Origin of the sequence: Comamonas odontotermitis (genome assembly GCF_014207855.1) — a bacterium.
Classification (GTDB): Bacteria; Pseudomonadota; Gammaproteobacteria; order Burkholderiales; family Burkholderiaceae_C; genus Comamonas; species Comamonas odontotermitis_A.
This window is the reverse complement of record NZ_JACHKZ010000006.1, coordinates 141963-168930: the sequence shown is the minus strand read 5'-3', so window position 1 is coordinate 168930 and position 26968 is coordinate 141963. Positions and strand designations below refer to the sequence as shown.

Here is a 26968-nt window from a genome sequence, read left to right as displayed (position 1 = left end):
ACTATGAGCGCCGTTCTCCCTACAGACCACAGCCACACTGGCCACGGCCATGATGCGCATGGCCACGATGACCACCACCATGGCGCGCCCACCGGCTGGCGCCGCTGGGTGTTTGCCACCAACCACAAAGACATCGGCACGCTGTACCTGCTGTTCTCGTTCACCATGCTGATGGTGGGCGGCGTGCTGGCGCTGCTGATCCGTGCCGAGTTGTTCCAGCCCGGTCTGCAACTGGTCAATCCTGAGCTGTTCAACCAACTCACCACCATGCATGGCCTGATCATGGTGTTTGGCGCCATCATGCCGGCCTTTGTGGGCTTTGCGAACTGGATGATTCCGCTGCAGATCGGTGCATCCGACATGGCTTTTGCGCGCATGAACAACTTCAGCTTCTGGCTGATGATTCCTGCGGGCCTGATGCTGGTGGGCTCGTTCTTCATGCCCGGCGGCGCGCCTGCTGCAGGCTGGACGCTGTACGCACCGCTCACGCTACAGATGGGGCCGTCCATGGACACCAGCATCTTTGCCATGCATGTGCTGGGCGCTTCGTCGATCATGGGGTCGATCAACATCATCGTCACCATCTTGAACATGCGCGCTCCCGGCATGACGCTGATGAAGATGCCCATGTTCTGCTGGACGTGGCTGATCACCGCATACCTGCTGATTGCCGTGATGCCTGTGCTCGCGGGCGCCATCACCATGACCCTGACCGACCGCCACTTTGGCACGAGCTTCTTCAACCCTGCGGGCGGCGGTGACCCGGTCATGTACCAGCACATCTTCTGGTTCTTCGGCCACCCCGAGGTGTACATCATGATCCTGCCGGCCTTTGGCATCGTCAGCCAGATCGTGCCGGCCTTCAGCCGCAAGAAGCTGTTTGGCTATGCATCGATGGTCTATGCCGTGGCGGCCATTGCCATTCTGTCCTTCATTGTGTGGGCGCACCACATGTTCACCACAGGCATGCCGGTGACCGGGCAACTGTTCTTCATGTACGCGACCATGCTGATCTCGGTGCCGACCGCCGTGAAAATCTTCAACTGGGTGGCCACGATGTGGCGCGGCTCGATGACGTTCGAGACACCCATGCTGTTTGCCGTGGGCTTTATCTTCGTGTTCACGATGGGCGGCTTCACCGGCCTGATTCTGTCGATGGCACCCATCGACATCCAGTTGCAGGATACCTATTACGTGGTGGCGCACTTCCACTACGTGCTGGTGGCGGGCTCGCTGTTTTCGATGTTTGCGGGCTACTACTACTGGGCGCCCAAATGGAACGGCGTGATGTATTCCGAGGCGCGTGGCCGTATCCACTTCTGGGGCTCGCTCATCACCTTCAACATCACCTTCTTCCCCATGCACTTCCTGGGGTTGGCTGGTATGCCACGCCGCTATGCAGATTACCCCATGCAGTTCGCCGATTTCAACATGATTGCGTCGATCGGTGCATTCGGCTTCGGCCTGATGCAGGTGTACTTCTTTGTGTTCGTGGTGTGGCCCGGCATGCGCCACCGCGGTGAAAAGGCTCCACAAAAGCCATGGGAAGGCGCTGAAGGCCTGGAGTGGGAAGTGCCCTCGCCCGCACCATTCCATACCTTCGAGAACCCTCCCAAACTGGACGCCACGGCCACCAAGGTCATTGGCTGATTGGATCTGCAGATGACAACGCCTGAGCAACGCAAGGCAAATATCCGGCTGGCGCTGATTCTGGCGTCGGTGGCGCTGGTCTTCTTCATCGGGTTTCTGGTGAAGATGTCAGTGCTGTAAGCAGTACGCGAGCCAACAGGAGCAAGCAAGAGTGCGACACGCAGACAACGTCAAGATGGTGGGCAAGCTGGCCGTCGTAGCCTTGGGCATGTTTGCGTTTGGCTATGCGCTGATCCCGCTGTACAAGCGTATCTGCGAAGTCACCGGAATCAACATTCTGGCCTTGACCGAGCGCGATGTGCCGGGCAACGGTACCGCAGGGAAAAACGTCAAGCTCAATACCCAGGTGGACGAGAGCCGCACCATCACGGTGGAGTTCGATGCCAATGTGCGTGGCCCATGGAGCTTCAAGCCCGCGGTGGCCTCGATGAAGGTGCACCCGGGCGAGTTGAGCACGGTGATGTACGAGTTCCGCAACGAGCAGAACCACCGCATGGCGGCGCAGGCGATTCCCAGCTACGCACCCAAGCAGGCGGCTCCCTACTTCAACAAGCTGGAGTGTTTCTGCTTCAACCAGTACACGCTGGATCCGGGTGAGAGAAAGGAATGGCCTGTGGCCTTCGTCATCGACCCCAAGCTCTCGAAGGATGTGACGACGATCACCTTGTCCTATACCTTCTTTGAAGTGGGCGGCAAGACACCGGGTGCTCCGGTGGTCGTGCCCACAGCGGCTGCTGCGGCAGCGGAACCAGGATCATCGTGATGGCAGCGCCCAGCCCGACTCCGCAACCCGGACAGCGCAAAGGCAGCGTGTGGCGCACGGTGCAGGCGGTGCTGTGGTCTTTGCTGGGCGTTCGCAAGGGATCGGAGTGGCAGCAGGATGGCGCACAGATCACGCCGCTGCAGATCATTGCCGTAGGCCTGGTGGCGCTGGCCTTGTTTGTGCTGGGCCTGATGGCCCTGGTGCATTGGTTGGTTTGAATAGAGTGTTTCAGTAGCAAGAAAACGAGATATCAGGAGCTGAGATGAGTGCGACACCCCATGGCGCTACGCCGTACTACTTTGTTCCCGCAGAATCGCGGCACCCGGTGATGGCTGCCATTGGCCTGGGTCTGATGATCATCGGGGCAGGCAATTGGGTCAACGGCCATGACTGGGCCAAATACGTGCTGCTCTTGGGCACGGTCTGGTGGCTGTTTGTGCTGTACCAGTGGTTTGGCGATGCGATCCACGAAAGCGAGGCGGGGAAGTACAGCCACCGCATCGACATGTCCTACCGCTGGAGCATGAGCTGGTTCATCTTCTCGGAAGTCATGTTCTTCGGCGCTTTCTTCACGGCGCTGTGGTGGGCGCGCTCGCATTCGGTGCCTGCGCTGGGCAGTCTGGACAATGCCTTGCTGTGGCCCGATTTCAAGGCTGCCTGGCCCAGCGTATCGCCCGGAGCCACCACGTCGCCCGCCGGCACGGTTGATCCGTTCCAGACCGTAGGCCCCTTCTGGCTGCCTACGATCAATACCGCGTTGCTGCTGACATCGGGCGTCACCCTCACCATTGCCCACCATGCGCTGCGGGACGACCATCGCGCCAAGTGCATCAAATTCATGTGGATGACGGTGCTGTTGGGCGTGATCTTCCTGTTCGTGCAGGGCTATGAGTACCACCACCTGTACACCGAGCTGAATCTCAAGCTCAATTCGGGCGTATATGGATCCACCTTCTACATGCTCACGGGCTTTCACGGTTTGCACGTGTTTGTCGGCATGCTCATGCTGCTGGTTATCACCTTGCGGCTGCAAAAAGGCCATTTCACAGCCAAAAAGCATTTTGGCTTTGAAGGGGCCGCCTGGTATTGGCACTTTGTGGACGTGGTCTGGCTGGGCCTGTACATCCTGGTGTATTGGATGTAGGTCGCATCCCCCTAACAAAAAAGCGCCGTGTGGCGCTTTTTTATTGACGGAGCGGCAGCTTGGTTCAGGAACTCGCGGGAATCCCATGGGGCTGGATATAGCCCAGTTTCCAGGCAATCAGAATGCACAGGAACACCAGTACCGAAATCCCGATCCGTACGGTGAGCGCCCAGGCCATGCGCTTGTTGCCAGCGCCATCTTCCCGACTGCCGCGCATCATGAAGACGAGGGCAGACGCCAGGCTGGCAATGATGGCGACAAAGGCGAGTGCGATGATGATCTTCATGGAAAACTCCGGATGTTGTGACGCAATGCGCTTTGGTTTTCGTAGCAAAAAGCGCTTGTCCCTCAAACGCCAATGATCGGTTGGGCATCTATTTTCACGCAGATGCGGTGCGGACACCATCCGCTATCACCCGGGCTACCGATCCGGTGCGTGGGGCAGGGTATAACCATGGAAATGAAAGCCAATTGCATGTTTTTCTCTTCGAAGTTGCAGGAATCGCTGGCATGAACAGCGCGTTGCAGGATGCCTTCAGTCATGGGTGATGTGCCGGATGCCAGTACTGCCCGCAGCGCACGCAAGGCGCGCATGCGTTTTGCCATCATCACCATGGCGGCGGTGATCGCCATGCTGGTGACGGCATCGCTCGGGCGCTGGCAACTGCGCCGCGCCGCTGAGAAAGAGGCCTACCAGGCACAGCTTGATGCGCGCGCTGCCATGCCTGCGCTGGAAGGCCACAGTCTGCTGACACCACTCGCGCCTTCTGCGCAGGAAGAATTGCAGCACCGCCAGGTGGTGCTGCAAGGAGAGTGGCTGCCGCAGTACACCGTCTATCTGGACAATCGCCAGATGCAGGGCAGACCTGGTTTTTATGTGTTGACGCCGCTGCGCCTGACAGTGCCAGATGGGCAGAATCTGGTGCAGACCGTGCTGGTACAGCGCGGCTGGGTGCCGCGCAATTTTGAGAACAGGGCAGCGCTGCCAGCGGTACAGACGCCTGCTGGCATTGTGCAGGTGCAGGGGCGCATTGCCAGCCAGCCTGCACGCCTGCTGGAGCTGCAGACGCCAGCCAACGCCTCAGGGGTATCCCAGATCCGTCAGAATCTCGACACCTCCAGTTTTGCCCGAGAGATCGGTGTGCCGCTGGCCACATGGACGGTCGTGCAAACCGGTGCAGCCTCCGATGGCCTTGCACGCGACTGGCCCGTAGTAGGCAGTGGTGTGGAAAAGCATTATGGTTATGCGTTTCAATGGTTTGGCTTGTGCAGCCTGATTGCCATCCTTTATGTCTGGTTCCAAATTGTCCAAAGTCTCCGCAGGCGCCGCCGCCACCCAAGCCCCGCCACCGGCGGATGAGGAATTGCTGGGCCTGACCGTGCACAGCTTGCCTGCCGCCCAGGCGAGCGATGCGATTGACGCCGCCGAGCGCTCGCGCAGTGGTCGCATCAAGATGTTCCTGGTGCTGCTGGTGTGCGCAGCACCGGTGATCGCCTCGTACTTCACCTACTATGTGATCCGCCCGGAAGGCCGTCGCAATTTTGGTGAGCTGGTTGTCCAGCAGCCCACCCTTCCGGCCATGCAGGTGCAGACGCTGGATGGCAAGGCTTTCGACCTGCAGAGCCTCAAGGGGCAGTGGTTGCTGGTGAGTGCATCGCCAGCCGCGTGCGATGACATTTGCCAGAACAATCTCTACCTGCAACGCCAGTTGCGCGAGAGCATGGGGCGAGAGAAAGAGCGGGTGGACTGGGTATGGCTGATCACCGACGGGGGTGAGCCGCCGCAGAGCATGCGCACCGCGCTTGCGCAGGCCACCGTGCTGCGCATGCCGCAGGCGGCTGTGGCCCAATGGCTGGCACCGGCTTCTGGTGCCCAATTGGCAGATCATTTGTATGTGGTGGACCCGCTGGGCCACTGGATGATGCGCTTTCCCGCCAGACTGCAGCAGGGCGATGCAGCCAAGGCCCGCAAGGATCTGGAAAGGCTGCTGCGCGCTTCCTCCAGCTGGGACAAGGAGGGGCGTTGACGTGCCCATCGCCTCTTCTCGCGGTGATGGACCTGTGGGCCTGCCGGGCGGTTTGCCTGCGCTCCAATCCACTGCAGCTGTTTTCTGTTCGATGCATGAAGCGCATCCCTGAGTTCTTGAAAGTATGACTTCGCAGGATTTGTATGACTTCGCACCGCTGGCGCGGGTATTGCTCACGGGCGCCATCATTGCGCTGGGGCCTGTCGTGTGGATCTGGTGGCGGCACCGGGGTGCAACGCCGCTCAAGCGCCTGCAGGTGCTGGCGGTGCTCACCTTGTTTCTGTCGTTTGATCTGGTCATGTTTGGCGCCTTCACGCGCCTGACCGATTCGGGCCTGGGCTGCCCCGATTGGCCGGGCTGCTACGGCAATGCCAGCCCGATTGGCGCGCACGCCGAGATATCGGCTGCGCAACAGGCCATGCCCACCGGCCCTGTCACCCACGGCAAGGCATGGGTGGAGATGATCCACCGCTATCTGGCAACAGCCGTAGGGGGCCTCATCATCGTGCTCACAGCCAGCGCCTGGGTGCGCCGCAGGCGCCAGGAGCATGAACCCATCAGCCCCTGGTGGCCCACGGCAACCCTGGTGTGGGTGCTGATACAAGGCGCATTTGGCGCGCTGACGGTGACGATGAAGCTCTTTCCGGCCATTGTTACCCTGCATCTGCTGGGCGGCACGGTGCTATTGATGTTATTAACCGTGCAGGCAACGCGCCAGACGCAATTTGCCGATAATCTCGGGCTTGTCCCTGTGTCGCCGCTATTGCGCGGGGCGATGGTGGCTGCTGCAACGCTGGTGTTCGTGCAGGTCACCCTGGGTGGCTGGGTGAGCACCAATTACGCGGTGCTGGCCTGCACCACCTTTCCGCAGTGCAATGGTGCCTGGTGGCCAGCGATGAATTTCGATGGCTTCCAGATCTGGCGCCCTCTGGGCTTTTTGGCCGATGGTTCGCACATCAGCTACGAAGCTCTGGTTGCCATCCATTATGTGCACCGGCTGTTTGCCTATCTGGTGATTGCTGCCTTGCTCTGGCTGGGCTGGCATCTGCGTACCGCGCCGCAGCTTGCCCAGCAGCGGCGGTGGTTGATTGGATTGACGGTGCTGCAGTTTGCCACCGGGCTGTCGAATGTGGTGCTGGACTGGCCCATCGTGGCCGCCGTGTTGCATACAGGCGGCGCTGCGGCCATCATGGTGGTGCTGACCTGGATGTGGTGCAGCACGCGCCGTGAAATCCGCCGTGGCGAAGCTGCGGCCTGAATTGCTGTATGGAACAAAGACTGAGTGCTCCGATGACCGAACTTGCCGCTGCCCCGATGCCGAACCGCTTTGCGCAGTTCTACGCATTGACCAAACCCAAGGTGGTGCAGCTGATCGTATTTTGCGCCTTGATCGGCATGGTGCTGGCAGTGCCAGGCATGCCTTCGGCGTCTGAGCTGTCGCTGATGGCCATTGCCTGCGCAGGTATCTGGCTGGTGGCAGGCGCTGCCGCGGCATTCAATTGCCTCGTGGAGCAGAGCATCGACGCGCGCATGAAGCGCACGGCCTGGCGCCCCACGGCGCGTGGCGAGCTCTCCAACAGCCAGACCTTGCTGTTTTCGGCGGCGCTGTGTGCTGGGGGTTCGGCCATTTTGTATTTTTGGGTCAATGCCCTGACCATGTGGCTCACCTTTGCCACCTTTGTGGGCTACGCCATCATCTACACGGTGATCCTCAAGCCTCTGACGCCGCAGAACATTGTGATTGGCGGTGCATCTGGCGCAATGCCGCCCGTGCTGGGCTGGGCTGCAATGACCGGCGATGTCGCCCCGCAATCGCTGCTGCTGTTTCTCATCATCTTCCTGTGGACGCCTCCGCACTTCTGGGCCCTGGCACTGTACCGGGTGGAGGATTACCGCAAATCGGGCCTGCCCATGCTGCCCGTGACGCACGGGAACTACTACACCCGTGTGCAGGTGGTGCTCTACACGGTGGTGCTGTTTGCGGCGAGCCTCCTGCCGTTCATCATTCAGATGAGCTCGTGGATCTACCTGGTGGCCGCGGTGGTGTTGGGCGCAGGCTTCTTTGGCTACGCTGTGGCGTTATGGCGCAGCTATTCCGATGCATTGGCCCGCAAGACCTTCCGCTTTTCGCTGGTCTACCTGAGCGTGCTGTTTGCGGCCTTGCTGATTGACCACTATGTAACCTGGTGATGTGTAATGAAAAAGCGTGATGCTCTTCGATGGATGGCGGCGGGCGCCCTGGTGGCGGGCACTGCAGGTGCTCTGACTGCATGCAAACAAAGCCAGCCCAAGGCCAGCTTCAATGCGATCGACCTGACAGGCAGCAAGGAATACGCACAGGATTTTGCAATGCCGGACCAGAATGGCCAGCGCCGCACCATGGCCGATTTCCAGGGCAAGGTGACCTTGCTGTTCTTTGGCTATACGCAGTGCCCCGATGTGTGCCCCACCACCCTGAGCGATCTGGCTGCTGTCAAGCAAAAGCTGGGTGCCAAGGGCGACAAGCTGCAGGTGGTCTTTGTCTCGGTCGATCCCGCACGCGATACGCCTGAGATGCTCAAGTCCTACATTGCCAATTTTGATCCGAGCTTTCTGGCGCTGCGTGGCAGCGACGAGGAGCTGGCGAAGATGGCCAAGGACTTCAAGATCTACTACAAGAAGGTGGATGGCCAGACGCCGGCCAGCTACACCATGGATCACACTGCTGGTGACTACATCTTCGATCCGCAAGGGCGCTTGCGTCTCTACAGCCGCTATGGCACGCCGGTGGACACCTTGGCCAAGGACATCGAGCTCCTGATCGACGGCGCCTGATCTCTTCAGCGCGGCAGGTTTGCTATGCCGCCCAGGCCTGAAAGGACGGTGCTACATCGACCAGATGCGGGGCGTTGTGCCGGGCAAACTCCACAGTTCGCTGCGCCAGTGCGCCCACACGGTCTTCCACAGCTGCATGAGCGGCTCCACGACAGGCGCGAGGCCGCGCAGCACCAGCATATGCGCATTGGGAGAGGTGACGCCGCTGATAGTGCCTTGAGGTGCTGTCTGCAGCAGCGCGTGCGTGCTCTCCAGCAGCGCTTCGCGCTGGGCGCGTGCAAGCGGGGTGCCGCTTGCAAGAATCAGGCTGCCCAGGCAGCGTTGCCCAGACAGACCCAGGGCGCCGTCCAGCAACAGAGGGTCTTGCGCGCTGATGAGGCCGCGTTCCAGAAAAAGGCCAGGCCACTCCATATGCTGGAGGAAGCGCCCGCATGCAAAAGGTTGGCTTGCCATGGGCAGACCGAGCGCCGTCACATCCCAGGTCAGCAGTTGGGCGCCTTCGGCGAGTTCGAACTCCAGGTGGTTGGTGGCATCGCAGGCGTTGTAGGCAATGGCCTCCAGCGGAAGCCATTCCAGTCTGGCGCCCGCCTCCAAACGGAGCCGGGTGCGTTGCAGCGCGGCCTGGCCATTGCTTTTGTAGAAGCGTGTGGCGCCTGGGGTGGTCACCAGCGCATGCGCGCCTTCCCGCACCTGCACCGTGATATCGAGCACGTCGCCGCCGACCAGCCCGCCGGGGGGGTGTACCAGCACGTTGTGGCAGGTGCCGGGGCCTTCCGGGTACAGGCTTTTGAGAATGCGCAGCGGGCCGTCATGCGTGAAGTGCACGGCGGTCTTGTCTTCCTGCTTGCGGTAGTCGAGCGCCAATTGCGCATGCCAGGCCATGGGTCAGATTGCCACCAGTTTCCGGATGCCCTTTTGCTGCATTTCATTGCCGGGGCCCGCGGCAATCACCTCGCCGCGCTCCATCACCACATAGTAATCGGCGAGCTCCTCGGCGAAATCATAGTACTGTTCGCACAGCAAGATGGCCATATCGCCACGGTCGGCCAGCATGCGGATCACGCGGCCGATGTCCTTGATGATGCTGGGCTGTATGCCCTCGGTGGGTTCGTCCAGAATCAGTATCTGGGGCCGGGGCGCCAGCGCGCGTGCAATGGCAAGCTGCTGCTGCTGCCCGCCAGACAAGTCGCCGCCGCGCCGGTGCAGCATTTGCTTCAGTACGGGAAAGAGCTCATACAGCTCGCCTGGTATGCGGGTGCGCGCGGGGCAGTACGACAGCCCCATGCGCAGATTGTCTTCCACCGACAGGCGTGAAAAAATCTCGCGCCCCTGTGGCACATAGCCGATGCCGCTGCGCGCACGTTCGTAGGGCGTCTTGCGCGCAATGTCGTGGCCCTGCCATTCAATGCGGCCGCTCTTGATGGGCACCAGACCCATCAGGCTCTTGAGCAGCGTCGTTTTGCCAACGCCGTTGCGGCCCAACAGTACCGTGATCTTGCCGATCTCGGCCTTCACGCTGACATTGCGCAGAATGTGCGAGCCGCCGTAGTACTGGTGCAGGTTGTGAACTTCAAGCATTTTCTATATCCTGTGCCCGGTTATCCAACGCGGGCAGCGACTGTTTTCCAGAAATCAGCGGCCAAGGTACACCTCGATCACACGCTCATCGGCCTGCACCTGGGCGAGCGTGCCTTCGGCCAGTACCGTGCCATCGCAGAGCACCGTGACTTTCTCGCTGATGGTGCCGATGAAGCCCATGTCGTGCTCCACCACCATCAGCGAATGCTTGCCTTTGAGGGTGAGAAACAGTTCCGCCGTGCGCGCTGTTTCCTCGTCCGTCATGCCGGCGACGGGTTCGTCCAGCAGCAGCAGCTGGGGCTCCTGCACCAGCAGCATGCCAATTTCCAGCCACTGCTTCTGGCCATGGCTCAAAAGGCCTGCCTGCCGGTTTACGCTGCTTGCCAGGTGAATGGTGTGCAGCACCTCGGCAATGCGGTCTTTCTGGGCGCCCTTGAGGGCAAAGCGCATCGACGCCGCCACGCCCTTGTGGGTCTTGAGTGCCAGCTCCAGGTTCTCGAACACCGAGAGCTGCTCGAACACCGTGGGTTTCTGGAACTTGCGGCCAATGCCCATGGCGGCAATCTCGGGCTCGTTGTAGCGCAGCAGATCGATGGTGGAGCCGAAGAACACGGAGCCGCGGTCGGGCCGGGTCTTGCCGGTGATGATGTCCATCATCGTGGTCTTGCCCGCGCCATTGGGGCCGATGATGCAGCGCAGCTCGCCAGGGGCAATGTCCAGGTTCAGTCCGTTGATGGCCTTGAAACCATCAAAGCTCACATGCACATCTTCCAGGTAGAGGATGCGGCCGTGGGTGGTATCCACCTCACCGGCGACCACCGGCCGCGCCATGCTGGCGCTGCGCCCGCCTGATTCGGTGTGTCCTTCGCTGGGGTGTTCTCTGCGGTACTGCTGCAGGCGTTCGCTGCCCGATTGCATCAGGTCGGGGGTCATGCCTGTACTCCTTGCTGGGGGGCAGATGGCTGCGCCAGTGCGCGGCGTTTGTCCTGCCATTCACGGATCTGCGACGGAAGGCGGATCAGGCCACCCGGCATGAGCAGCGTCACCACGATGAACAATGCACCCAGCACATACAGCCAGTATTCGGGAGCCGCGACGGTGAGCCAGCTCTTGCCGCCGTTGACGGCAAATGCGCCGATGATGGGGCCGACCAGGCTGGCGCGTCCACCCACAGCTGTCCATACAGCCATTTCGATCGAGTTGCCCACGCTCATCTCGCTGGGGTTGATGATGCCGACCTGTGGCACATACAGCGCACCGGCCAGGCCACACATCATGGCCGAGATGATCCAGATCGACAGCTTGTAGGGCAATGGGTTGTAGCCACAGAACATGGTGCGCGACTCTGCATCGCGCACCGCCTGCAGTACGCGGCCATATTTGCTGCGAATCAGCCAGCGCGAGAACAGAAAGCAGCCCAGTAGCGCCAGCCCTGACAGCGCAAAAAGCAATACATGCATGGCCTGCGTGTTCAGCGAATAACCCAGCAAAGTCTTGAAGCCCGTGAAGCCGTTGTTGCCGCCAAAGCCAGTCTCATTGCGAAAGAACAGCAGCATGGCGGCATAGGTGAGCGCCTGGGTGATGATGGAAAAATACACGCCCTTGATGCGCGAGCGGAAGGCGAAATAGCCGAATACGCCGCCGATCACGCCCGGAACCAGAAGTACCAGCAGCGCGGTGGCTACAAAGCTGCCCGAGAGTGCCCAGTGCCAGGGGAGTTCTTTCCAGTCCAGAAAGCCCATGAAGGCTGGCAGCGCATCGGGGCCTGCGGCTTCGCGCATGAGGTACATGCCCATCACATAGCCGCCCAGCGCAAAGAACAGGCCATGGCCCAGACTCAGGATGCCGGTGTAACCCCAGATCAGGTCGATGGCCAGGGCCACGATGGCATAGCACATGAATTTGCCCAGCAGGCCCACCAGGTAGTCGGACAGATGCAGCGCACTGCCCTCGGGCACCAGTAGGTTGAGGGCGGGCGCCACAGCGCATACCGCGATGAGCGCGGCCAGAAAGAGAGCCCAGCCCCGCGTGCCAAGCAGAGGCTCGGGCTTGGGCAGTTGCAGGGAGGTTTGCAGGTCGGTTTTCATAGGCATGGATCAGGCTTCGGCGCTTCGGCCCTTGAGGGCAAAGATGCCTTGCGGGCGTTTCTGGATGAACACGACGATGAACAGCAGCACGGCAATCTTGGCGAGCACTGCACCGGCCCAGCCTTCAAGCAACTTGGACAGCACGCCCAGGCCCAGGGCTGCATACACCGTTCCCGCCAACTGGCCCACGCCACCCAGCACCACGACCAGGAAAGAGTCGACGATGTAGTTCTGGCCCAGGTCCGGGCCCACATTACCGATCTGGCTCAAGGCGCAGCCGGCCAGGCCCGCAATGCCGGAGCCCAGCGCGAATGCATAGGTGTCGGTACGCGCGGTGTTTACCCCCACGCACGAGGCCATGGCGCGGTTCTGTGTGACGCCGCGCACGAAAAGGCCCAGCCGCGTTCTGGCGATCATGAAGGCCACGGCGCCCAGCACTGCAAAGGCAAACACGATGATGGCAATGCGGTTGAAAGGCAGTGTGAGATTGGGCAGCAGTGAAACGCCACCGCTCATCCAGGCGGGGTTTTCAACCCCCACGTTCTGTGCCCCGAACAGGCTGCGTACCGCTTGCTGCAACACCAGGCTGATGCCGAAGGTGGCCAGCAGCGTCTCCAGCGGGCGGCCGTAGAGAAAGCGGATCACGCCGCGCTCGAGCACAGCGCCGACCAGTGCGGCGACGGTGAAGGCCACTGGCACGGCCACCACCAAGTACCAGCCGAATGCCGAATCAGGCAGCCAGCGCTGGAATAGCACCTGTACCAGGTAGGTGGCATAGGCTCCGATCATGATCAGCTCGCCATGTGCCATGTTGATCACGCCCATGAGCCCGTAGGTGATGGCCAGGCCCAGCGCTGCCAGCAGCAGCACGGAGCCCAGGCTCAGGCCGCTGAAGATGGCACCCAGCCGCTCGCCCCAGGCCAGCGATTCGGCAATGGATGACAGCGCAGAGCGGATCGCTTTTTGCACCGCTGGATCGCTCTCGTCGGCCAGCCTCTGGTTCAGCAGCAGCTGTGTCTCCGGGGTGTGAATCTGCGCCAGTTGCTGCACGGCCTGCAGACGCTCGGCAGTATTCTCGCTGCCCAGCAGGCTAGCGGCCTTGGCGCGCTCCAGCATGGCTTTGACCTGTGCATCCGGTTCACCGGCCAGCACCTTGTCGATCAATGGCAGACGGGCGGCATCGGGCTCTTCCGCCAGCTTTTTCGCCGCTGCGCGACGGGCTTGCACATCGGGGCTGGTCAGTGCCAGTGCAGCCTGCGCGGATTCGATCACGCCGCGCAGGTAGTTGTTGTTGACGATCTCTTCGGCATCTGCGGGCAGCGTAGCGGCAGTACCGGTAGCAGGGTCGATGGTGCGCTCGCCCTGAATGACATAGGCCTTGCCACCGGCTGTGCGCACAGCATCATCGGCCAGCGCCTGCAGATAGGCCGCCAGCCTGCCGCCTTCGTCAGGCTCCAGCGCGGCGGCGTTGATGGCCGCAGCGCGCGCATCATTGTCTTCGGCAGCCGCCATGGCAAAGGCCTGCTCGGCGGTCAGCGCGTGGCAGGACAGAGACAGCAGCAAGCCCAGGGCTGCGGCCATGGCTTTGTGCAGGATCTTCATGGTTGAATCAACCTTCAGCGCCTATCCATAAAGCGCCATTAGCTATTGTTTTGAACTTTGATATTGCCCGGTCGGCATTGGGCAGACCGGGCAGTGAGCCATCAGGAGCTGCTCTTGCCGTCCGGCTCATCCTTCTTCTTGTCGTTGCCGTCGATGTAAGGGCTCCAGGGCTGCGCCTTGATCGGGCCCTTGGTTTTCCATACCACGTTGAACTGACCATCGGCCTTGATCTCACCCACCATCACGGGTTTGTGCAGATGGTGGTTTTTTTCGTCCATCTTCACGGTGAAGCCGTCTGGTGCAGCGAAGGTCTGACCGGCCATGGCGGCGATGACCTTGTCGGTATCCGTGCTCTTGGCTTTTTCGACAGCCTGCTTCCACATGTGGATGCCGATCCAGGTGGCCTCCATGGGGTCGTTGGTCAGGGGTTTGTCCTTGTGACCCGCAATGTTCTTGGCCTTGGCGTAATCGCTCCACTGTTTGATGAAAGCAGTGTTGGTGGGGTTCTTCACGCTCATGAAGTAGTTCCACGCCGCCAGATGCCCCACCAGTGGCTTGGTGTCCACGCCACGCAGCTCTTCCTCGCCCACGCTGAAGGCCACCACGGGCACATCCTTGGCCTTGAGGCCCGCATTGCCCAGTTCCTTGTAGAAGGGCACGTTGGAGTCGCCGTTGATGGTGGAGATCACGGCGGTCTTGCCGCCGGTGGAGAATTTCTTCACATCTGCCACGATGGTCTGGTAATCACTGTGACCAAAGGGGGTGTAGGTTTCCATGATGTCGGAATCCTTCACGCCCTTGGATTTGAGGAAGGCACGCAGAATCTTGTTGGTGGTGCGGGGGTAGACGTAATCGGTGCCCAACAGCACGAAACGCTTGGCGCCACCGCCTTCCTTGCTCATCAGATACTCGACGGCAGGAATTGCCTGCTGGTTGGGGGCGGCGCCGGTGTAGAAGACGTTCTTGGACAGCTCCTCGCCTTCGTACTGAACAGGGTAGAACAGCAGGCCATTGTTCTGTTCGAACACAGGCAGCACCGACTTGCGCGATACGCTGGTCCAGCAGCCAAAGACCACGGCCACCTTGTCCTGCGTGATCAACTGCTTGGCCTTTTCTGCGAACAGCGGCCAGTTGGAGGCAGGGTCTACCACCACAGGTTCAAGCTTCTTGCCAAGCACGCCGCCCTTGGCATTGATGTCGTCGATGGCCATCAGAACCGTATCCTTGAGCACGGTCTCCGAAATGGCCATGGTGCCCGACAGGCTGTGCAGCACGCCGACCTTGATGGTGTCCTGTGCTTGCGCAGGAGACGAGAAGAAATAAGCCAGGGAGACCGAGGCTGCCAGTATGTTCAGGGTTCCACGACGATTCATTGCACCACTCCAACAAAAAGGTTCGATCACGATTGACCGTGTTTGCTGCAGTGCAATAGGCGTGCCAATTTTGAAACTCCATTCATGGAGGGTCGATTGATCGCCCTTGGGCGCCATGACGGAGTGCACAGCCCCGCACTGCGGCAGTGCATATGCACCAATTGGGTGTCGTGTGGGATCGGTGTGTTGGTTTTGGTGCGCCCTGTCTCCCCTGGAATGCCTGTCTCTGGTGCCTGTGCTCCAAGGGCGTGCACGGTTGGCCCGAATATTGCACTGTGCCATTCCATATGTTTGGTACGGGCGCGCGATAGCGTGTACCGGCACATCTTCAGGATACGGAATCAAGCACCCATGGAACTCACTCCGCGTGAAAAAGACAAGCTACTGATCTTTACGGCGGCTCTGCTCGCCGAGCGCCGCATGGCCCGGGGCCTTAGGCTCAACTACCCGGAGGCGGTGGCGCTCATCAGTGCCTTTGTCATGGAAGGTGCGCGTGACGGCAAGACCGTGGCGCAGCTGATGAGCGAAGGCCGCACGGTGCTCACGCGCGCTGACGTGATGGAGGGCATTGCCGAGATGATCCCGGATATCCAGATCGAAGCGACTTTTCCCGACGGAACCAAGCTGGTCACTGTGCATGAACCCATCCTCTGAGATCTCTCAAACCCCATAGCCATTCCATCCAAATCGTTATGAAAAAAGTAAGCTCCATTGCCCTTTCGGCACTCCCCATGCTGCCTGCCATCGCACTGGCCCATGGCGGAGACCAACCGCACACGCATGGCCTTGCGGACAGCGTTGTGCAAGGCCTGGTACACCCATTCACCGGTCTTGATCATCTGGCAGCCATGCTGGCCGTAGGTGTCTGGAGCGTGTTGGCCTTTCCCCGGCTTGAGGCAGCCTGGCGTGTACCGGTCGCTTTTGTGGCCATGCTGGTGGCGGGCGCAGTTGCGGGTTTTGCCGGGCTACGGGTGCCAGGGGTGGAGCCCATGATTGCTGCCTCGGTGTTGGCGCTGGGCCTGTTGGTGGCAGTGCAAAGCAAGATGCCTTGGTTGCCAGCAGCGGCGCTGGCAGGAGGCTTTGCGTTCTTTCATGGTGCGGCGCATGGGTATGAGCTGGCGAGTGATGGTGGCCTTGCGGCACTGGGTGCGCTGGCTGGCATGGCGTTGGGGTCGGCCATTCTGCACATCACCGGCATGGGGTTGGGCCATGGACTGATGCAGCGCCACCGATGGCTGGCGCGGCTGGGTGGCTTGGGTACTGCGCTGCTCGGCGCTTTCCTGTTGATTCGTCTGGCCTGATGGGAGGCGCCATGATTCCCGGTGAACTCCTGATTGACGAGGGCGCCCATGCGCTCAACCCTGGCCGTCGCACGGTGACTCTGGTGGTGCATAACGCCAGCGACCGGCCCATACAGGTGGGCTCCCACTACCACTTTGCCGAGACGAATGCTGGTTTGGCGTTCGATCGCACTGTAGCGCGCGGCATGCGGCTGAATATTGCCAGCGGCATGGCGGTGCGCTTTGAGCCGGGGCAGCAGCGCACGGTTGAGCTGGTGGATATTGGTGGCAGCCGAGAGGTGTATGGCTTTCGCGGCCTGGTGCAAGGAGCGCTCTGATGGCTACGATGGACAAACGCGCCTACGCAGAAACCTATGGCCCCACGGTCGGTGACCGCGTGCGCCTTGCCGATACCGATCTGGTGATTGAAGTGGAGCAGGACTTCACACTGCGCGCGGGCGGCTATGGCGAGGAAGTGAAGTTCGGCGGCGGCAAGACCATCCGCGACGGCATGGCGCAGAGCCAGCGCAGCCGCGCGCAAGGCGCCATGGACACGGTGCTGACCAATGCCTTGATCATCGACCATTGGGGCATTGTCAAAGCCGACATCGGCCTCAAGGATGGACGCATCGCCGCCGTTGGCAAGGCTGGCAACCCCGATACGCAACCGGGGGTGGACATCATCATCGGCCCGGGCACGGAGATCATCAGTTGCGAAGGCAGCATTGTCACGGCTGGCGGCATTGACACCCACATTCACTTCATTGCGCCGCAGCAGATCGAAGAGGCCCTGACCAGTGGCGTCACCACCATGATTGGCGGGGGAACTGGCCCCGCCACGGGCACCTTTGCCACCACCTGCACCCCCGGCCCCTGGAACATGGAGCGCATGCTGCAGGCGGCTGACGCCTTTCCCATGAACCTGGGCTTTCTGGGCAAGGGCAACGCCAGCCTGCCGCAGGGCTTGCACGAGCAGATCGCGGCAGGCGCCATTGGCCTCAAGCTGCACGAGGACTGGGGCAGTACACCCGCTGCCATTGACAACTGCCTCACCGTGGCCGAAGACACTGATACCCAGGTCGCCATCCATACCGATACCCTCAACGAAAGCGGCTTTGTGGAAGACACGGTGGCCGCTTTCAAGGGCCGTACCATCCATACCTTCCACACCGAGGGTGCGGGTGGAGGCCACGCGCCCGACATCCTCAAGGTGGTGGGCGAGACCAATGTGCTGCCCAGTTCCACCAACCCCACGCGACCCTATACGGTAAACACGCTGGACGAGCATGTGGACATGCTCATGGTCTGCCACCACCTGGATGCAGGCATTGCCGAAGACCTGGCCTTTGCCGAAAGCCGCATCCGCAAGGAAACCATCGCGGCGGAAGACATCCTGCATGACATTGGCGCCATCAGCATGTTCAGCTCCGACAGCCAGGCCATGGGCCGCGTGGGCGAGGTAATCCTGCGCACCTGGCAGACCGCGCACAAGATGAAGCTGCAGCGCGGGGCCTTGGCGGGCGATGGCACACGCAACGACAATTTCCGCATCAAGCGCTATATCGCCAAATACACCATCAATCCAGCGATTGCACATGGCATCAGCCACGAGGTGGGCAGCCTGGAAGTGGGCAAGTGGGCGGATATCGTGATCTGGAAGCCTGCCTTCTTCGGCGTCAAGCCTACGTGCATTCTCAAAGGCGGTTTCATTGCCATGGCCGCCATGGGTGACCCCAATGCCTCCATCCCCACACCGCAGCCCGTGCACTACCGGCCCATGTTCGGCAGCTTTGGCGGCGCGATGGCGCGGACATCGCTCACCTTTGTATCGCAAGCCGGGTTGGCTGCCGATATTGGACAGCGCTTTGGCCTGCGCAAGACGCTGTCTGCCGTCAAAGGCATACGTGGCGTGAAAAAGAGCCATATGGTGCATAACGATCTGGCACCGCACATGGAGGTCGATGCCCAGACCTACGCGGTGCGGGCCAATGGCCAGTTGCTGACCTGTGAACCTGCGGCCCGTCTTCCAATGGCGCAGCGGTATTTTTTATTCTGAGTGTGTGAATGATGCAGCTTTATTTTGCTCTGGACCCCGCGACCGATCCACTGGTCATCCGCTTTCTGCAAGAGCATCTGGATGACATGCGTAGAGTGTCTCCGCCCGAGAGCGTGCATGCGCTGGATGTGGAGAAACTGCGCCAGCCGGACATCAGGTTCTGGACCACATGGATGCAGCAGCCAGATGGCCCGGTGCTGGTGGGAACCTGCGCACTCAAGCAACTGGACGCATCCCATGCCGAGCTCAAGACCATGCGGGTACAGGGCACATACCGTGGCAGTGATGCCGCCCAACGGATTCTCGCGCATGCCTTGAATGAGGCGAAGGCCAGCGGCGTGGAACGCATCAGCCTGGAAACCGGCACCGAGCCGTTTTTTACGCCAGCGCGCAAGTTTTACGCACGCAATGGCTTTGAGCCGTGTGAACCGTTTGGGGGCTACCAGCACGATCCTCACAGTTGCTTCATGACGCGAACCATCTGATGAGGCCAAGCATGCTGCAGGTATCCAAATGCATTGTGTCGGGCAAGGGTCTGGCGGCGGCGTTGCTCAAGCGCGCGGCCATGGTGGAGCTCGATTGGGATGTGCGCCAGAAATCACGTTTCGCTGCGGTCGACAGCCTGGGGCGCGAGCTGGCCGTTTTCTTGCCGCGCGGACAGGCGGTGCGCGGCGGTGATGTGCTCGTGGCAGAAGACGGATCGCTGATCCGGGTGCTGGCTGCACCGCAGAAGGTGTTGCGCATCACGGCCTGCGCTGTGCACGGAACTCCCTTTGATCTGATGCGCGCGGCGTACCACCTGGGCAATCGCCATGTGCCGATCGAGCTGCAACCTGATCACCTCAAGATCGAGCCTGACCATGTGCTGGCCGACATGCTGCGCAGCATGCATATGGAGGTGGTGCAGACCGATCTGCCTTTTGAGCCGGAAGGAGGCGCCTATGGCGGGCATGTCACCCATGATGGGCACAGCCACCATCATGCGCACCATGATGGCAACGGTCATGGGCATGCCCACTGAAGCGCAGCCTGCGCCCCTTGCACGCAGCTTTCTGCAGCTGATGTGGCTGGCATCGCCAGCGCTGCCGATTGGCGGGTTTTCGTATTCCGAAGGTTTGGAGGCTGCCATCAATGCGGCGTTGGTCACAACAGAAAATGAGGCGGGCGACTGGCTGGTGCAGCAGTTGCATCTGAGCCAGTCGCGCGGCGACATGGCCGTGATCGCCCAGGCCGCAATGGCCTGGCAAGCCACAGATCTGCCGCGCATTGCTGAATTGAACCAATGGGTGCGCACCACGCGCGAGAGCAGCGAGCTGCGGCTGCAGACTGAACAAATGGGGCGCTCTCTGGTGGAGTGGCTCCGAAACCGCCATGCCGATCAGGCGGCGATTCTGGACACTGTCACCTGGCTGGCCGCGCAGGATGCGAGCTACCCGATTGCCTTTTCGTTTGCCGCGCATTGCGCGGGCGCATCGGCCCATGACGCGTTGCTGGCCTATGCCTTTGGCTGGGCAGAGAATCTGGTGCAGGCGGCGGTCAAAGCAGTGCCACTGGGCCAGAGTGCGGGGCAGCGCATTCTCGCGCGGCTCACGCATGAAATTCCGCAGGCCGTTGCCTGCGCCCTGGCGCTGCCAGACGAGGCGCGGCAAGCGTTTTCTCCCATGCTGGCGATTCTCTCGGCCCAGCATGAACACCAGTACTCAAGGCTTTTCAGATCATGAACACATCCGCATTGCACCATATTCCCCTCCGCAGCAAAAAGCTGCCGCCGCTGCGGGTCGGCATTGGCGGGCCTGTGGGCTCGGGCAAGACCACGATTCTCGAAATGCTCTGCAAGGCCATGCGCGACAGGTGGGACCTGATTGCCATCACCAACGATATCTACACCAAGGAAGACCAGCGTCTGCTGACGATCAGTGGCGCGCTGCCCGCCGAGCGCATCATGGGGGTCGAGACCGGAGGGTGCCCGCACACCGCGATCCGCGAGGATGCGTCGATCAATCTTGAGGCCATCGACCGCATGCTCAAGGATTTTCCCGATGCCGACATCGTCTTCATCGAATCGGGTGGAGACAATCTGGCCGCTACCTTCAGCCCTGAGCTGAGCGACCTGACGATCTATGTGATCGATGTGGCTGCGGGCGAGAAGATTCCGCGCAAGGGTGGCCCTGGTATCACCAAAAGCGATCTGTTCGTCATCAACAAGACTGACCTCGCACCGCATGTGGGCGCCAATCTGGACATCATGCGCAGCGATACCGTGAAGCAGCGCACGACCCCAAAAGGGCTCAAGCCGTTTGTCATGACCAATCTCAAAACGCTCGAAGGGCTGGATGAGGTAGTGGCATTCATCGAGAAGCAGGGGCTGCTGGCTGCCTGATCTGCTGATTCTTCGGCTTTCTTCAGGACTTCTGCGTATTCAGCGCAAAGCGGTCGCCAGGATAGGTTCGGCCCTGGCTCCGGTACCAGGCGAGCCAGTCGTGCACGGCCAGCACCGGTTTTCCCGACACGGTGGGCGGCAGGGCTTCATAGACCAGTACATTCAGAGAGCGCTGGCTGCCGTCCACACAATCTACTAGCAGGGGCAGCACCTGTTTGGTGTACTCGCCCACATCCGTAGGCCAGATGCCTTCGATGCGGTCCATGGCCTGCTCCAGCGCTTCGTCGATGGGGTAGACCTCGGCCAGCACCTGCTGGGTGCCTTGCAATTGCAGGCCCGGGTACCAGTCCAGGTCGTACAGGGTGCCGGTGAGCATGGTGTGGCCCATGCAAACGATATCCGGATCCAGGCGCGCAATGTCGTTGATGCCGCCGGCACGCAAGGTGCCATACACGGCCACATGGCCGGCGCCGCAGCTGGCCCAGGGCGAGGGAGGCGGAAAAGGCTTGGGCATGGGTGATTGCAAATGAGTGAGCGGGTTTGTCATGGCAAAGCTTCAAGCAAGAATCCGGCCATGCCGAGCCGCTTCAATCACGGTGCTCCATGACGCGATCAGTCGCCTGCTTGACCTTGGCAATCTCGCGGCTGGGCAGCGGCGTTTCGCCACTCGCCATGCGCATCAGCAGGCAGTGCAGCATTTCGGTGGACAGGCCATGCAATACCAGCCGGTGGCCTGCGCGCAAGGTGGAAAGCGGCACGAGCGGGTGCTTGTTGTTCAACATCACCAGATGCTCGGGCGAAGACAGGATCTTGGCGGCGTAGATGGCCACGGTTTCGTCCAGTTGCAGCGAGTTGCTGGCGCGCCAGAAATCGTTGTCGGTCAGCAGCAGCTGGTACACAGGGGTGTAGACCTCGATGGCGCTTTGTAGATCGAGAATGTTGAAGGCTCCGCGCGGCATGTCTTCCAGCCGCAGCGGCGGCTCGCGCAGCATCGCAAAATCGGGTTCGGGCACGGGCCCGATGTGCTGGCCGTGGGAGCGCAGAGTCTTGTTCAGGCGGATGACGAAGTTGAACAGGTTCAGGTCGTGTTTGAGGAACAGCTCGTCCTTGATGTCGTCGATCGACTCTGGCTCCAGCGGGTTGGTCGCTACCTTGGTGGGCGCATTGCCACCGATGAAGGCGAGGATTTGCGAGCCCAGATGGAAGTGCCGCATGATGAGCCAGTTGGCCTCGGGCGAGACAAAGCGGTTCATGCTGAAGGCGAGGGTGCGGTGCAGCAGCCTGGAGTGTGCCCAGGTCTTGGGCAGCAGCACTTTGAGGATCTGGATCAAGATGATGCTGGTGCGCGCCAGCGGCCGCAGAAACGGCAGCAGAAACTGGCGCGAGCGGCTGCTGGAATCCTTGAGCCATGCGGCCTTCACATGGTCTGGCACCGGCGTGCTGTCGTCCAGGTACAAAGCCAGCCACGGGCTGGGGTCGCGTTCGTCGTGTGGAATGTCGCGGAAATCGGTCATAGCGGGTCCGTGGCCGCCCGGTTTGGAGCAGCGTCTTCCAGGATGTGTGCAAACTGCATCAGGTACAGCTGGGCCGTATGGCGTGCCGTAGCGGCAATGGCGCGCGGGGCATCGCCCGTGGTGTCCAGCGCCATCACCATCTGCACGGCCATCAGCCAGCGCTCCAGGTGGTTTTCGTCATTGGCGCCGTGGTATTCCAGAAAGCGGAAGCACTCCGGCCCCAGATCGAGGCTTTGGCGCAGCAGCGGCAGCAAGCTGGGCACGATGCGCTGGCCTGTGCCTTCGATGATGTAGATGGCACCCAGCAAGCCAATCGGATTGGTGGTGGCCGCCAGGCTGTGCAGGTAGCTGTTGAGCGCCTGGCCGCCGGGGTTGCGCTGCAATGCGTCGATGTTGGTGATGGTGCCGCCCGCGTTCAGATAATCCTGGTGCAGGATCTTGAAGTCGTTCTGTTCTTCGCCTGCGTGCACGCCCATCAGTGCGGCGAGCGCCGCGTAGTCGCCGGTGAGCGAGGCTGCGCCCTCGCGCATCCACAGGCTGCCCTCGCGCACCTGCGGAATCCACTGGCGCATCCAACAGAGGTAGTCGTCCGTCTTCATGTGGCCGCTGCGGATGCGCCGCACCAGTGGCGTGCGCCAGACCTGCGAGCGGTAGTCGTGCCAGATGCTGGCGAGCTCTGTGAGCAGCGGTGCCAGGGCCTGCGGTGCACTGGCAGGGTCGTGGGGTGGAGCTATCAGCGCAGAGGCAGAGGAGGCAGCGGTGAGAGCCTCTGTTGCAGGCGCAGGCTTTTGCACGAAACTGCTGACCGTCGCCTGGCTGGATGGCGCGGCATGCTCCACCTCCAATAGCATGTAGCCTGCGGTGAAGCGGCCCGATTCGGGCACAAAGCACAGCATGGTGTCGCCAGCTTTGAGCCGGTCATGGTGGGTCTGCAGGTACTCGGCCAGCATCACGAAGATGGATGCTGCACCTGTGTTGCCGCGCCAGGCCAGGTTGCTCCACCAGCGCTCACGCGGGATGGACAGCTGTGCCTTGTTCAGCAGCTCATCGACCACGGGAATGAATTTTTCCGACGAGTAGTGGCACAGGAAATGGTCGATGCCACGCTCTGGCAGCCAGCCCTGGTGGGCAATGCGGGCGTACTCGTGGATGCAGACATCAAACAGGTGCGGCAGCAGGCGAATGTCCTGCCGCAGCGCCAGCGCACCTGCGGCTTCGGCGTCCGTCCACGACGGAAAATCGAGATGGCTGCGGGCGCGGTCGTGCGTCAGCCCCAGCTGCATGCATACCGGGTAGTCGCCAGCAAAGCTGCGCTGGTGCGTCCAGTGCAGTTTCAAACGCAGATCAGGGCGCTGCGGAATGGGCGCTGCGTGGCCCAGCAACACGGCACCGGCACCATCGCTTAGCATCCAACGCAGAAAGTGGGCATCGAAATCCGTGTCGTAACCCTGCGCGGCATAGCGCGAGCGCTTGAAAAGGCGCGAAGGCATCTCGCTGGCCACGGCCATGGCATGGGCGTGCTGGCCGTGCTCTACGGCGAGAGCCGCGCCCTGCAGGGCGCCCACGCTGGCCGCGCATATGCCGTGCACGCTGAGCAGCTCCATTGGGGGGGCTGCCATCTCGCCCTGAATCATGCTGGCAAAGCCGGGCATCAGCGCGTCGCCGCCAGAGGAGCCGCTGGCCAGAAAGCCGATGTCTTCCAGGCCGCGCCCTGCTTGCTGGAGAGCAGACTCAATGGCGGCTTTGGCCATCTGCGCATTGCTGAACACGGTGCTGCCATCGGGTGCAATGGCGTAGTAGCGCTTCTGAATGCCGTTTTCGGCCAGGATGCGGCGTTTGATGCGTTCCGACAGCCGGTTGAGCGGCGCCACATAGGCGTCCATGCCATCGTTGGCAACGGGCTCGCCGGGCATGAAGAGACCGGCAGACTGGACATAGACCTGTGAATAGGAAACTGGCATAGACGATTACTTTTTCTCCATCGGTGGCATCAACGACCGGCTGCGTGCCGACCGCCACACGAGCCCACCCAGAAACACCCGCGCCATATAGGGCAGCAGGCCGCCTTCATTCAGCGCCGGATCAACCCGGCGGCGGTAAATGCGGTCATGCAGCTCCGTCAACTCGGACCAATGGGCATGCGGGCGTTCATGGTGGGCCGTATGCAGGCCAATGTTAAACAGCAAGGGGTTGACCAAACCTTCAAAATTGCGGGCGTAGTTCAGCATGCTCCCTTCGGTATCACGCTGCGCCCGGCTGATGCGCCTGCCGTCGGCATGGGCATGCTGCAGATAGTTGGTTGCCAGCAGCCAATGCAGGCCATGCAGTTGCGGAATGATGACCAGAACCAGTGCTTTTTTCCAGTCGATGAGCAGCAGCGCTGCCCAACTGCCGAGCCACAACCCATACTGCCCCATGCAATAGCGAAAAGCACCAGGCCAGTGACGGCGCAAGTTGCCCAGCCACCGGATGAACAGCGGATACAGCACCCAGGCGGCTTGCAGCGGGTGGGCCAGGTAGCCCAACAGGTGGTTGGTGTCGCCGCCAAAGCGGTAGGTGCGGGCAATGTCGCGCTCGCTGTGCCGGTAACGGTGGTGGTTGCCTACATGGGCGGGCCAGAAGACGAAGGTAGGGTGGCCCTGCAGCAGGGTGAGCCAGTAATCGGTGGCCCGATTGGCCCAGCGGCTGTGCCTGCCGCGCCACATGCGCAGATGCGTATGGTTGTGGTGGATCACCCCCACGCCAAGGGTCAGGAACAGCTCCACGGCATACAGCCACCAGACCCAGCCGTGCTGCCACTGCCACAGCACGATCAGCGGCAGCGTGGCAAGGTAGAGCAGCGACTGCCAATCGCGCCAATGGCGCAGGCGCAGGGGGATGGACGAGGGCGGAATGCTGGCGCTGCGGGGCATGCAGAATCGTCAGGGTGCAGAGTGCGTGGAGCGTGCCGGAGCCGGGCGCACGGGCAGCGGATCAGCTTCGCTGCGCAGCCAGCGGTCCATGAATGCGAAGGCAAAGCCGTAGTTGCCTGCAGGGCGTGCATGGTGCAGATGGTGGCGGCGGCTGGCGGCAAGCGGGTGGCGCGGGCCGACGGCGGGGAAGAAATCGTAGTTGGAGTGGCCGATGGCATTCAGCACCAGACTGAAAACGGGTACCGATGCGAGTGACCAGAAGGCGAAGTCATGCACCACCATGGGCAGCAGAATCACATTGCCCATCATCATCGCTTCCACCGGATGAAAGCTGTAGGTGGACCATGGCGTGACGACCACGGAGCGGTGGTGATCGCCATGAAAGCGCTTGAACCATCGTGTGTGCAGCAACCGGTGGTTGATCCAGAAGTGCACATCGTTCCAGATCAGCAGCCCCCAGATCTCGATCGCGATCTGCCAGGCCGATGGATTGGCGGCAAAGCGTGCCCAGCCCAACTGTACAAAGCCCCAGGGCACGATCATGCCCAGGCCGAAGATGAGGATCGAATGGAAGGACTGGCGCCATTCGCGCTGCAGCTGATCGGGTTTGAGCGGTCGCGTATCCAGCACCTTGCCGATGCCATATCGTTGCAAGAAGCGAGTGAGGGCGGTCATGCCAAAGCCGCCAGCCAGGTACAGGGCTGTGAAAAACAGCAAGCCCCAAGCTATCACTTGCCAGGCGCTGAGGTTGGTAAAGACTTGGGCTGCGGTCATGGGCGTTTATTGTGCGCGGATGTTCTGTTCCTTGATGATAGTGCCAAGGGCCTTCACATCGGCATCGATGCGGTTGGTAAGCCCCTCGGGTGAGCTGCCCACGGCTTGCCAGCCCTGCGCGGCGAGCCTTGCACGCATTTCTGGGCTTCGCACGATCTCACCCACTGCAGCAGCCAGCCTTTCGACATGGGCCTTGGCCATGGATTTGGGTGCGGCCACGGCGTTCCAGATTTCCAGGTCGTAATTGTTCACGCCCAATTCCTTGAGGCTGGGCAGGCCTGGGGCGAGCGGGCTGCGGGCGGCAGATGTTACGCCGATACCGCGCAGTTTGCCTGCCTGGATTTGTGCCATGGCAAGCGCCGGGGGAAGCATGGACAGTTGCAGGTCGCCGCCCTGGATGCCGTTGAACACCTGCGGGTAGCCTGCGTAGGGAATGTGCTCGGGCTTGAGCTTGGAGCGGCTCTTGAGCAATTCCATGCCCAGATGGCCGACCGTGCCCACGCCGGGTGAGCCATAGCTCCACTTGCTGCCAGCCTTGGCAGCGGCATCGAAGAACGCCTTGCCTTCGGGGGCTGAAGCGGGTGCCACCAGCACCAGCGGCGCTACGCCGATCAGGCTGACCGGCTGCAGGTCGGTCAGCGGGTTGTAGCGCACGGCCGGGTTCAGCAGCTTGGCAATGGTCATGTTGCCGTTGATCATCACGCTGAAGGTGTGGTCGTCGGCCTTGGCTACGTATTCGCCGGCAATATTGCCGCCAGCGCCCACCTTGTTTTCCACAATGATGGTCTGGCCCAGGGCTTTTTCCAGCGGCTCGGCCAGCGCGCGCGCCGTCAAATCGGGCGACGAGCCTGCCGGAAAGCCAACGATCAGGTGCAGGGGCTTGCTGGGCCAGTTGTCGGCAGCGAAGGCGCTGGTGGCCATGCAGCTGGCAGCCAGAGCGGCCGTCAGCAGACTGCGGCGGGATAGGGTGAATGTCATCAAAAACTCCATAGACAAACAGGACTGCTGGGGTGG

General features: G+C 61.4%; 30 protein-coding genes and 1 pseudogene. 18 read left to right on the top strand and 13 right to left on the bottom strand.

All coding sequences use genetic code 11. From position 1 onward, the window contains the following. Positions 1 to 3 precede the first annotated feature (3 nt). The 5 genes from ctaD to HNP33_RS07175 are packed head-to-tail and all read left to right on the top strand — an operon-like array spanning position 4 to position 3557. Positions 4 to 1650, top strand: a complete 1647-nt coding sequence (ctaD, locus tag HNP33_RS07190) for a cytochrome c oxidase subunit I (RefSeq protein ID WP_184706517.1) — start codon at positions 4 to 6, stop codon at positions 1648 to 1650. Positions 1651 to 1662: 12 nt separating this feature from the next. Beyond that, positions 1663 to 1770 carry a cytochrome oxidase small assembly protein gene (locus tag HNP33_RS20845; protein ID WP_221452014.1) on the top strand — a complete coding sequence of 36 codons (108 nt, stop codon included), beginning with the start codon at positions 1663 to 1665 and terminating at the stop codon, positions 1768 to 1770. 31 nt (positions 1771 to 1801) lie between these two features. Beyond that, positions 1802 to 2413 (top strand): cytochrome c oxidase assembly protein, encoded by a 612-nt coding sequence (locus HNP33_RS07185; RefSeq protein WP_184706519.1) that lies wholly within the window; start codon positions 1802 to 1804, stop codon positions 2411 to 2413. Next, positions 2413 to 2631 (top strand): DUF2970 domain-containing protein, encoded by a 219-nt coding sequence (locus HNP33_RS07180; protein WP_184706521.1) that lies wholly within the window; start codon positions 2413 to 2415, stop codon positions 2629 to 2631. The genes HNP33_RS07185 and HNP33_RS07180 overlap by 1 nt, the downstream gene beginning before the upstream one ends. A 44-nt stretch (positions 2632 to 2675) precedes the next feature. Next, on the top strand, positions 2676 to 3557 hold the full coding sequence (locus HNP33_RS07175; protein ID WP_184706523.1) for a cytochrome c oxidase subunit 3: 882 nt from the start codon (positions 2676 to 2678) through the stop codon (positions 3555 to 3557). Between the two features lie 64 nt (positions 3558 to 3621). Here HNP33_RS07175 and HNP33_RS07170 read toward each other — a convergent pair whose 3' ends face one another. Then, positions 3622 to 3843: a twin transmembrane helix small protein gene (locus HNP33_RS07170; protein WP_184706525.1), complete on the bottom strand. Its 222-nt coding sequence runs from the start codon at positions 3841 to 3843 to the stop codon at positions 3622 to 3624. A gap of 243 nt (positions 3844 to 4086) precedes the next feature. Between HNP33_RS07170 and HNP33_RS07160 the strand changes: the two genes are divergently transcribed. From HNP33_RS07160 to HNP33_RS07140, 5 genes are all read left to right on the top strand, one after another. Continuing rightward, entirely contained in the window at positions 4087 to 4917 is an 831-nt protein-coding gene (locus HNP33_RS07160; protein ID WP_418903824.1) for an SURF1 family protein, read from the top strand. Then, entirely contained in the window at positions 4847 to 5584 is a 738-nt protein-coding gene (locus tag HNP33_RS07155; protein WP_184706529.1) for an SCO family protein, read from the top strand. Before HNP33_RS07160 ends, HNP33_RS07155 begins: the two co-directional genes overlap by 71 nt. A gap of 124 nt (positions 5585 to 5708) precedes the next feature. Then, positions 5709 to 6842 carry a COX15/CtaA family protein gene (locus HNP33_RS07150; protein ID WP_184706531.1) on the top strand — a complete coding sequence of 378 codons (1134 nt, stop codon included), beginning with the start codon at positions 5709 to 5711 and terminating at the stop codon, positions 6840 to 6842. A gap of 32 nt (positions 6843 to 6874) precedes the next feature. Continuing rightward, positions 6875 to 7774, top strand: coding sequence for a heme o synthase (gene cyoE, locus HNP33_RS07145; RefSeq protein WP_184706533.1), 900 nt, complete (start codon positions 6875 to 6877; stop codon positions 7772 to 7774). 6 nt (positions 7775 to 7780) lie between these two features. After that, complete coding sequence (locus tag HNP33_RS07140; RefSeq protein ID WP_184706535.1) at positions 7781 to 8398, top strand: SCO family protein; 618 nt, start codon at positions 7781 to 7783, stop codon at positions 8396 to 8398. A gap of 51 nt (positions 8399 to 8449) precedes the next feature. Here the strand turns inward: HNP33_RS07140 and HNP33_RS07135 are convergent, their stop codons facing one another. The 6 genes from HNP33_RS07135 to urtA form a co-directional block, all read right to left on the bottom strand. Next, positions 8450 to 9280 carry an urease accessory protein UreD gene (locus HNP33_RS07135; RefSeq protein WP_184706537.1) on the bottom strand — a complete coding sequence of 277 codons (831 nt, stop codon included), beginning with the start codon at positions 9278 to 9280 and terminating at the stop codon, positions 8450 to 8452. Between the two features lie 3 nt (positions 9281 to 9283). Continuing rightward, a complete protein-coding gene (gene urtE / locus HNP33_RS07130; RefSeq protein ID WP_184706539.1) occupies positions 9284 to 9976 on the bottom strand; it encodes an urea ABC transporter ATP-binding subunit UrtE in 693 nt (230 codons plus the stop codon). Positions 9977 to 10030: 54 nt separating this feature from the next. Beyond that, positions 10031 to 10909, bottom strand: coding sequence for an urea ABC transporter ATP-binding protein UrtD (gene urtD, locus HNP33_RS07125; protein ID WP_184706541.1), 879 nt, complete (start codon positions 10907 to 10909; stop codon positions 10031 to 10033). Continuing rightward, positions 10906 to 12069, bottom strand: coding sequence for an urea ABC transporter permease subunit UrtC (gene urtC / locus HNP33_RS07120; protein WP_418903823.1), 1164 nt, complete (start codon positions 12067 to 12069; stop codon positions 10906 to 10908). Before urtC ends, urtD begins: the two co-directional genes overlap by 4 nt. A gap of 3 nt (positions 12070 to 12072) precedes the next feature. Next, on the bottom strand, positions 12073 to 13665 hold the full coding sequence (gene urtB / locus HNP33_RS07115) for an urea ABC transporter permease subunit UrtB (RefSeq protein ID WP_184706543.1): 1593 nt from the start codon (positions 13663 to 13665) through the stop codon (positions 12073 to 12075). Between the two features lie 101 nt (positions 13666 to 13766). Next, positions 13767 to 15038, bottom strand: coding sequence for an urea ABC transporter substrate-binding protein (gene urtA / locus HNP33_RS07110; RefSeq protein WP_184706545.1), 1272 nt, complete (start codon positions 15036 to 15038; stop codon positions 13767 to 13769). A 351-nt stretch (positions 15039 to 15389) separates the two neighbouring features. On the opposite strand from urtA, the gene HNP33_RS07105 reads away from it, so the two are divergent. From HNP33_RS07105 to ureG, 8 genes and pseudogenes are all read left to right on the top strand, one after another. Further along, complete coding sequence (locus HNP33_RS07105; protein ID WP_184706547.1) at positions 15390 to 15692, top strand: urease subunit gamma; 303 nt, start codon at positions 15390 to 15392, stop codon at positions 15690 to 15692. Between the two features lie 77 nt (positions 15693 to 15769). After that, a complete protein-coding gene (locus HNP33_RS07100) occupies positions 15770 to 16339 on the top strand; it encodes a HupE/UreJ family protein (protein WP_233464420.1) in 570 nt (189 codons plus the stop codon). 11 nt (positions 16340 to 16350) lie between these two features. Then, the gene (locus HNP33_RS07095; RefSeq protein WP_184706551.1) at positions 16351 to 16656 is read left to right on the top strand and encodes an urease subunit beta; all 306 of its coding nucleotides are present in this window, start codon (positions 16351 to 16353) and stop codon (positions 16654 to 16656) included. Beyond that, positions 16656 to 18374 carry an urease subunit alpha gene (gene ureC / locus HNP33_RS07090; RefSeq protein ID WP_184706553.1) on the top strand — a complete coding sequence of 573 codons (1719 nt, stop codon included), beginning with the start codon at positions 16656 to 16658 and terminating at the stop codon, positions 18372 to 18374. The genes HNP33_RS07095 and ureC overlap by 1 nt, the downstream gene beginning before the upstream one ends. An 8-nt stretch (positions 18375 to 18382) precedes the next feature. Next, positions 18383 to 18859, top strand: a complete 477-nt coding sequence (locus HNP33_RS07085; RefSeq protein WP_184706555.1) for a GNAT family N-acetyltransferase — start codon at positions 18383 to 18385, stop codon at positions 18857 to 18859. 11 nt (positions 18860 to 18870) lie between these two features. Continuing rightward, positions 18871 to 19392 (top strand): annotated as a pseudogene (gene ureE, locus HNP33_RS07080) (urease accessory protein UreE); the annotation flags it as partial. Beyond that, positions 19379 to 20095, top strand: a complete 717-nt coding sequence (locus HNP33_RS07075; protein WP_418903825.1) for an urease accessory protein UreF — start codon at positions 19379 to 19381, stop codon at positions 20093 to 20095. The pseudogene ureE and the gene HNP33_RS07075, both read left to right, overlap by 14 nt. Beyond that, positions 20092 to 20754 (top strand): urease accessory protein UreG, encoded by a 663-nt coding sequence (gene ureG / locus HNP33_RS07070; protein ID WP_184706559.1) that lies wholly within the window; start codon positions 20092 to 20094, stop codon positions 20752 to 20754. Before HNP33_RS07075 ends, ureG begins: the two co-directional genes overlap by 4 nt. 22 nt (positions 20755 to 20776) lie before the next feature. Here ureG and HNP33_RS07065 read toward each other — a convergent pair whose 3' ends face one another. The 6 genes from HNP33_RS07065 to HNP33_RS07040 form a co-directional block, all read right to left on the bottom strand. Next, positions 20777 to 21268, bottom strand: a complete 492-nt coding sequence (locus tag HNP33_RS07065; protein ID WP_184706561.1) for a gamma-glutamylcyclotransferase family protein — start codon at positions 21266 to 21268, stop codon at positions 20777 to 20779. A gap of 73 nt (positions 21269 to 21341) precedes the next feature. Continuing rightward, positions 21342 to 22268, bottom strand: a complete 927-nt coding sequence (locus tag HNP33_RS07060; RefSeq protein WP_184706563.1) for a DUF6999 family protein — start codon at positions 22266 to 22268, stop codon at positions 21342 to 21344. Then, the gene (locus HNP33_RS07055) at positions 22265 to 24229 is read right to left on the bottom strand and encodes an iron-containing redox enzyme family protein (protein WP_184706565.1); all 1965 of its coding nucleotides are present in this window, start codon (positions 24227 to 24229) and stop codon (positions 22265 to 22267) included. The genes HNP33_RS07060 and HNP33_RS07055 overlap by 4 nt, the downstream gene beginning before the upstream one ends. A gap of 6 nt (positions 24230 to 24235) precedes the next feature. Further along, entirely contained in the window at positions 24236 to 25180 is a 945-nt protein-coding gene (locus HNP33_RS07050; protein WP_184706567.1) for a fatty acid desaturase, read from the bottom strand. A gap of 9 nt (positions 25181 to 25189) precedes the next feature. Further along, positions 25190 to 25954: a sterol desaturase family protein gene (locus HNP33_RS07045; RefSeq protein ID WP_184706569.1), complete on the bottom strand. Its 765-nt coding sequence runs from the start codon at positions 25952 to 25954 to the stop codon at positions 25190 to 25192. A 6-nt stretch (positions 25955 to 25960) separates the two neighbouring features. Then, positions 25961 to 26932 carry a Bug family tripartite tricarboxylate transporter substrate binding protein gene (locus tag HNP33_RS07040; RefSeq protein ID WP_184706571.1) on the bottom strand — a complete coding sequence of 324 codons (972 nt, stop codon included), beginning with the start codon at positions 26930 to 26932 and terminating at the stop codon, positions 25961 to 25963. Positions 26933 to 26968 lie beyond the last annotated feature (36 nt).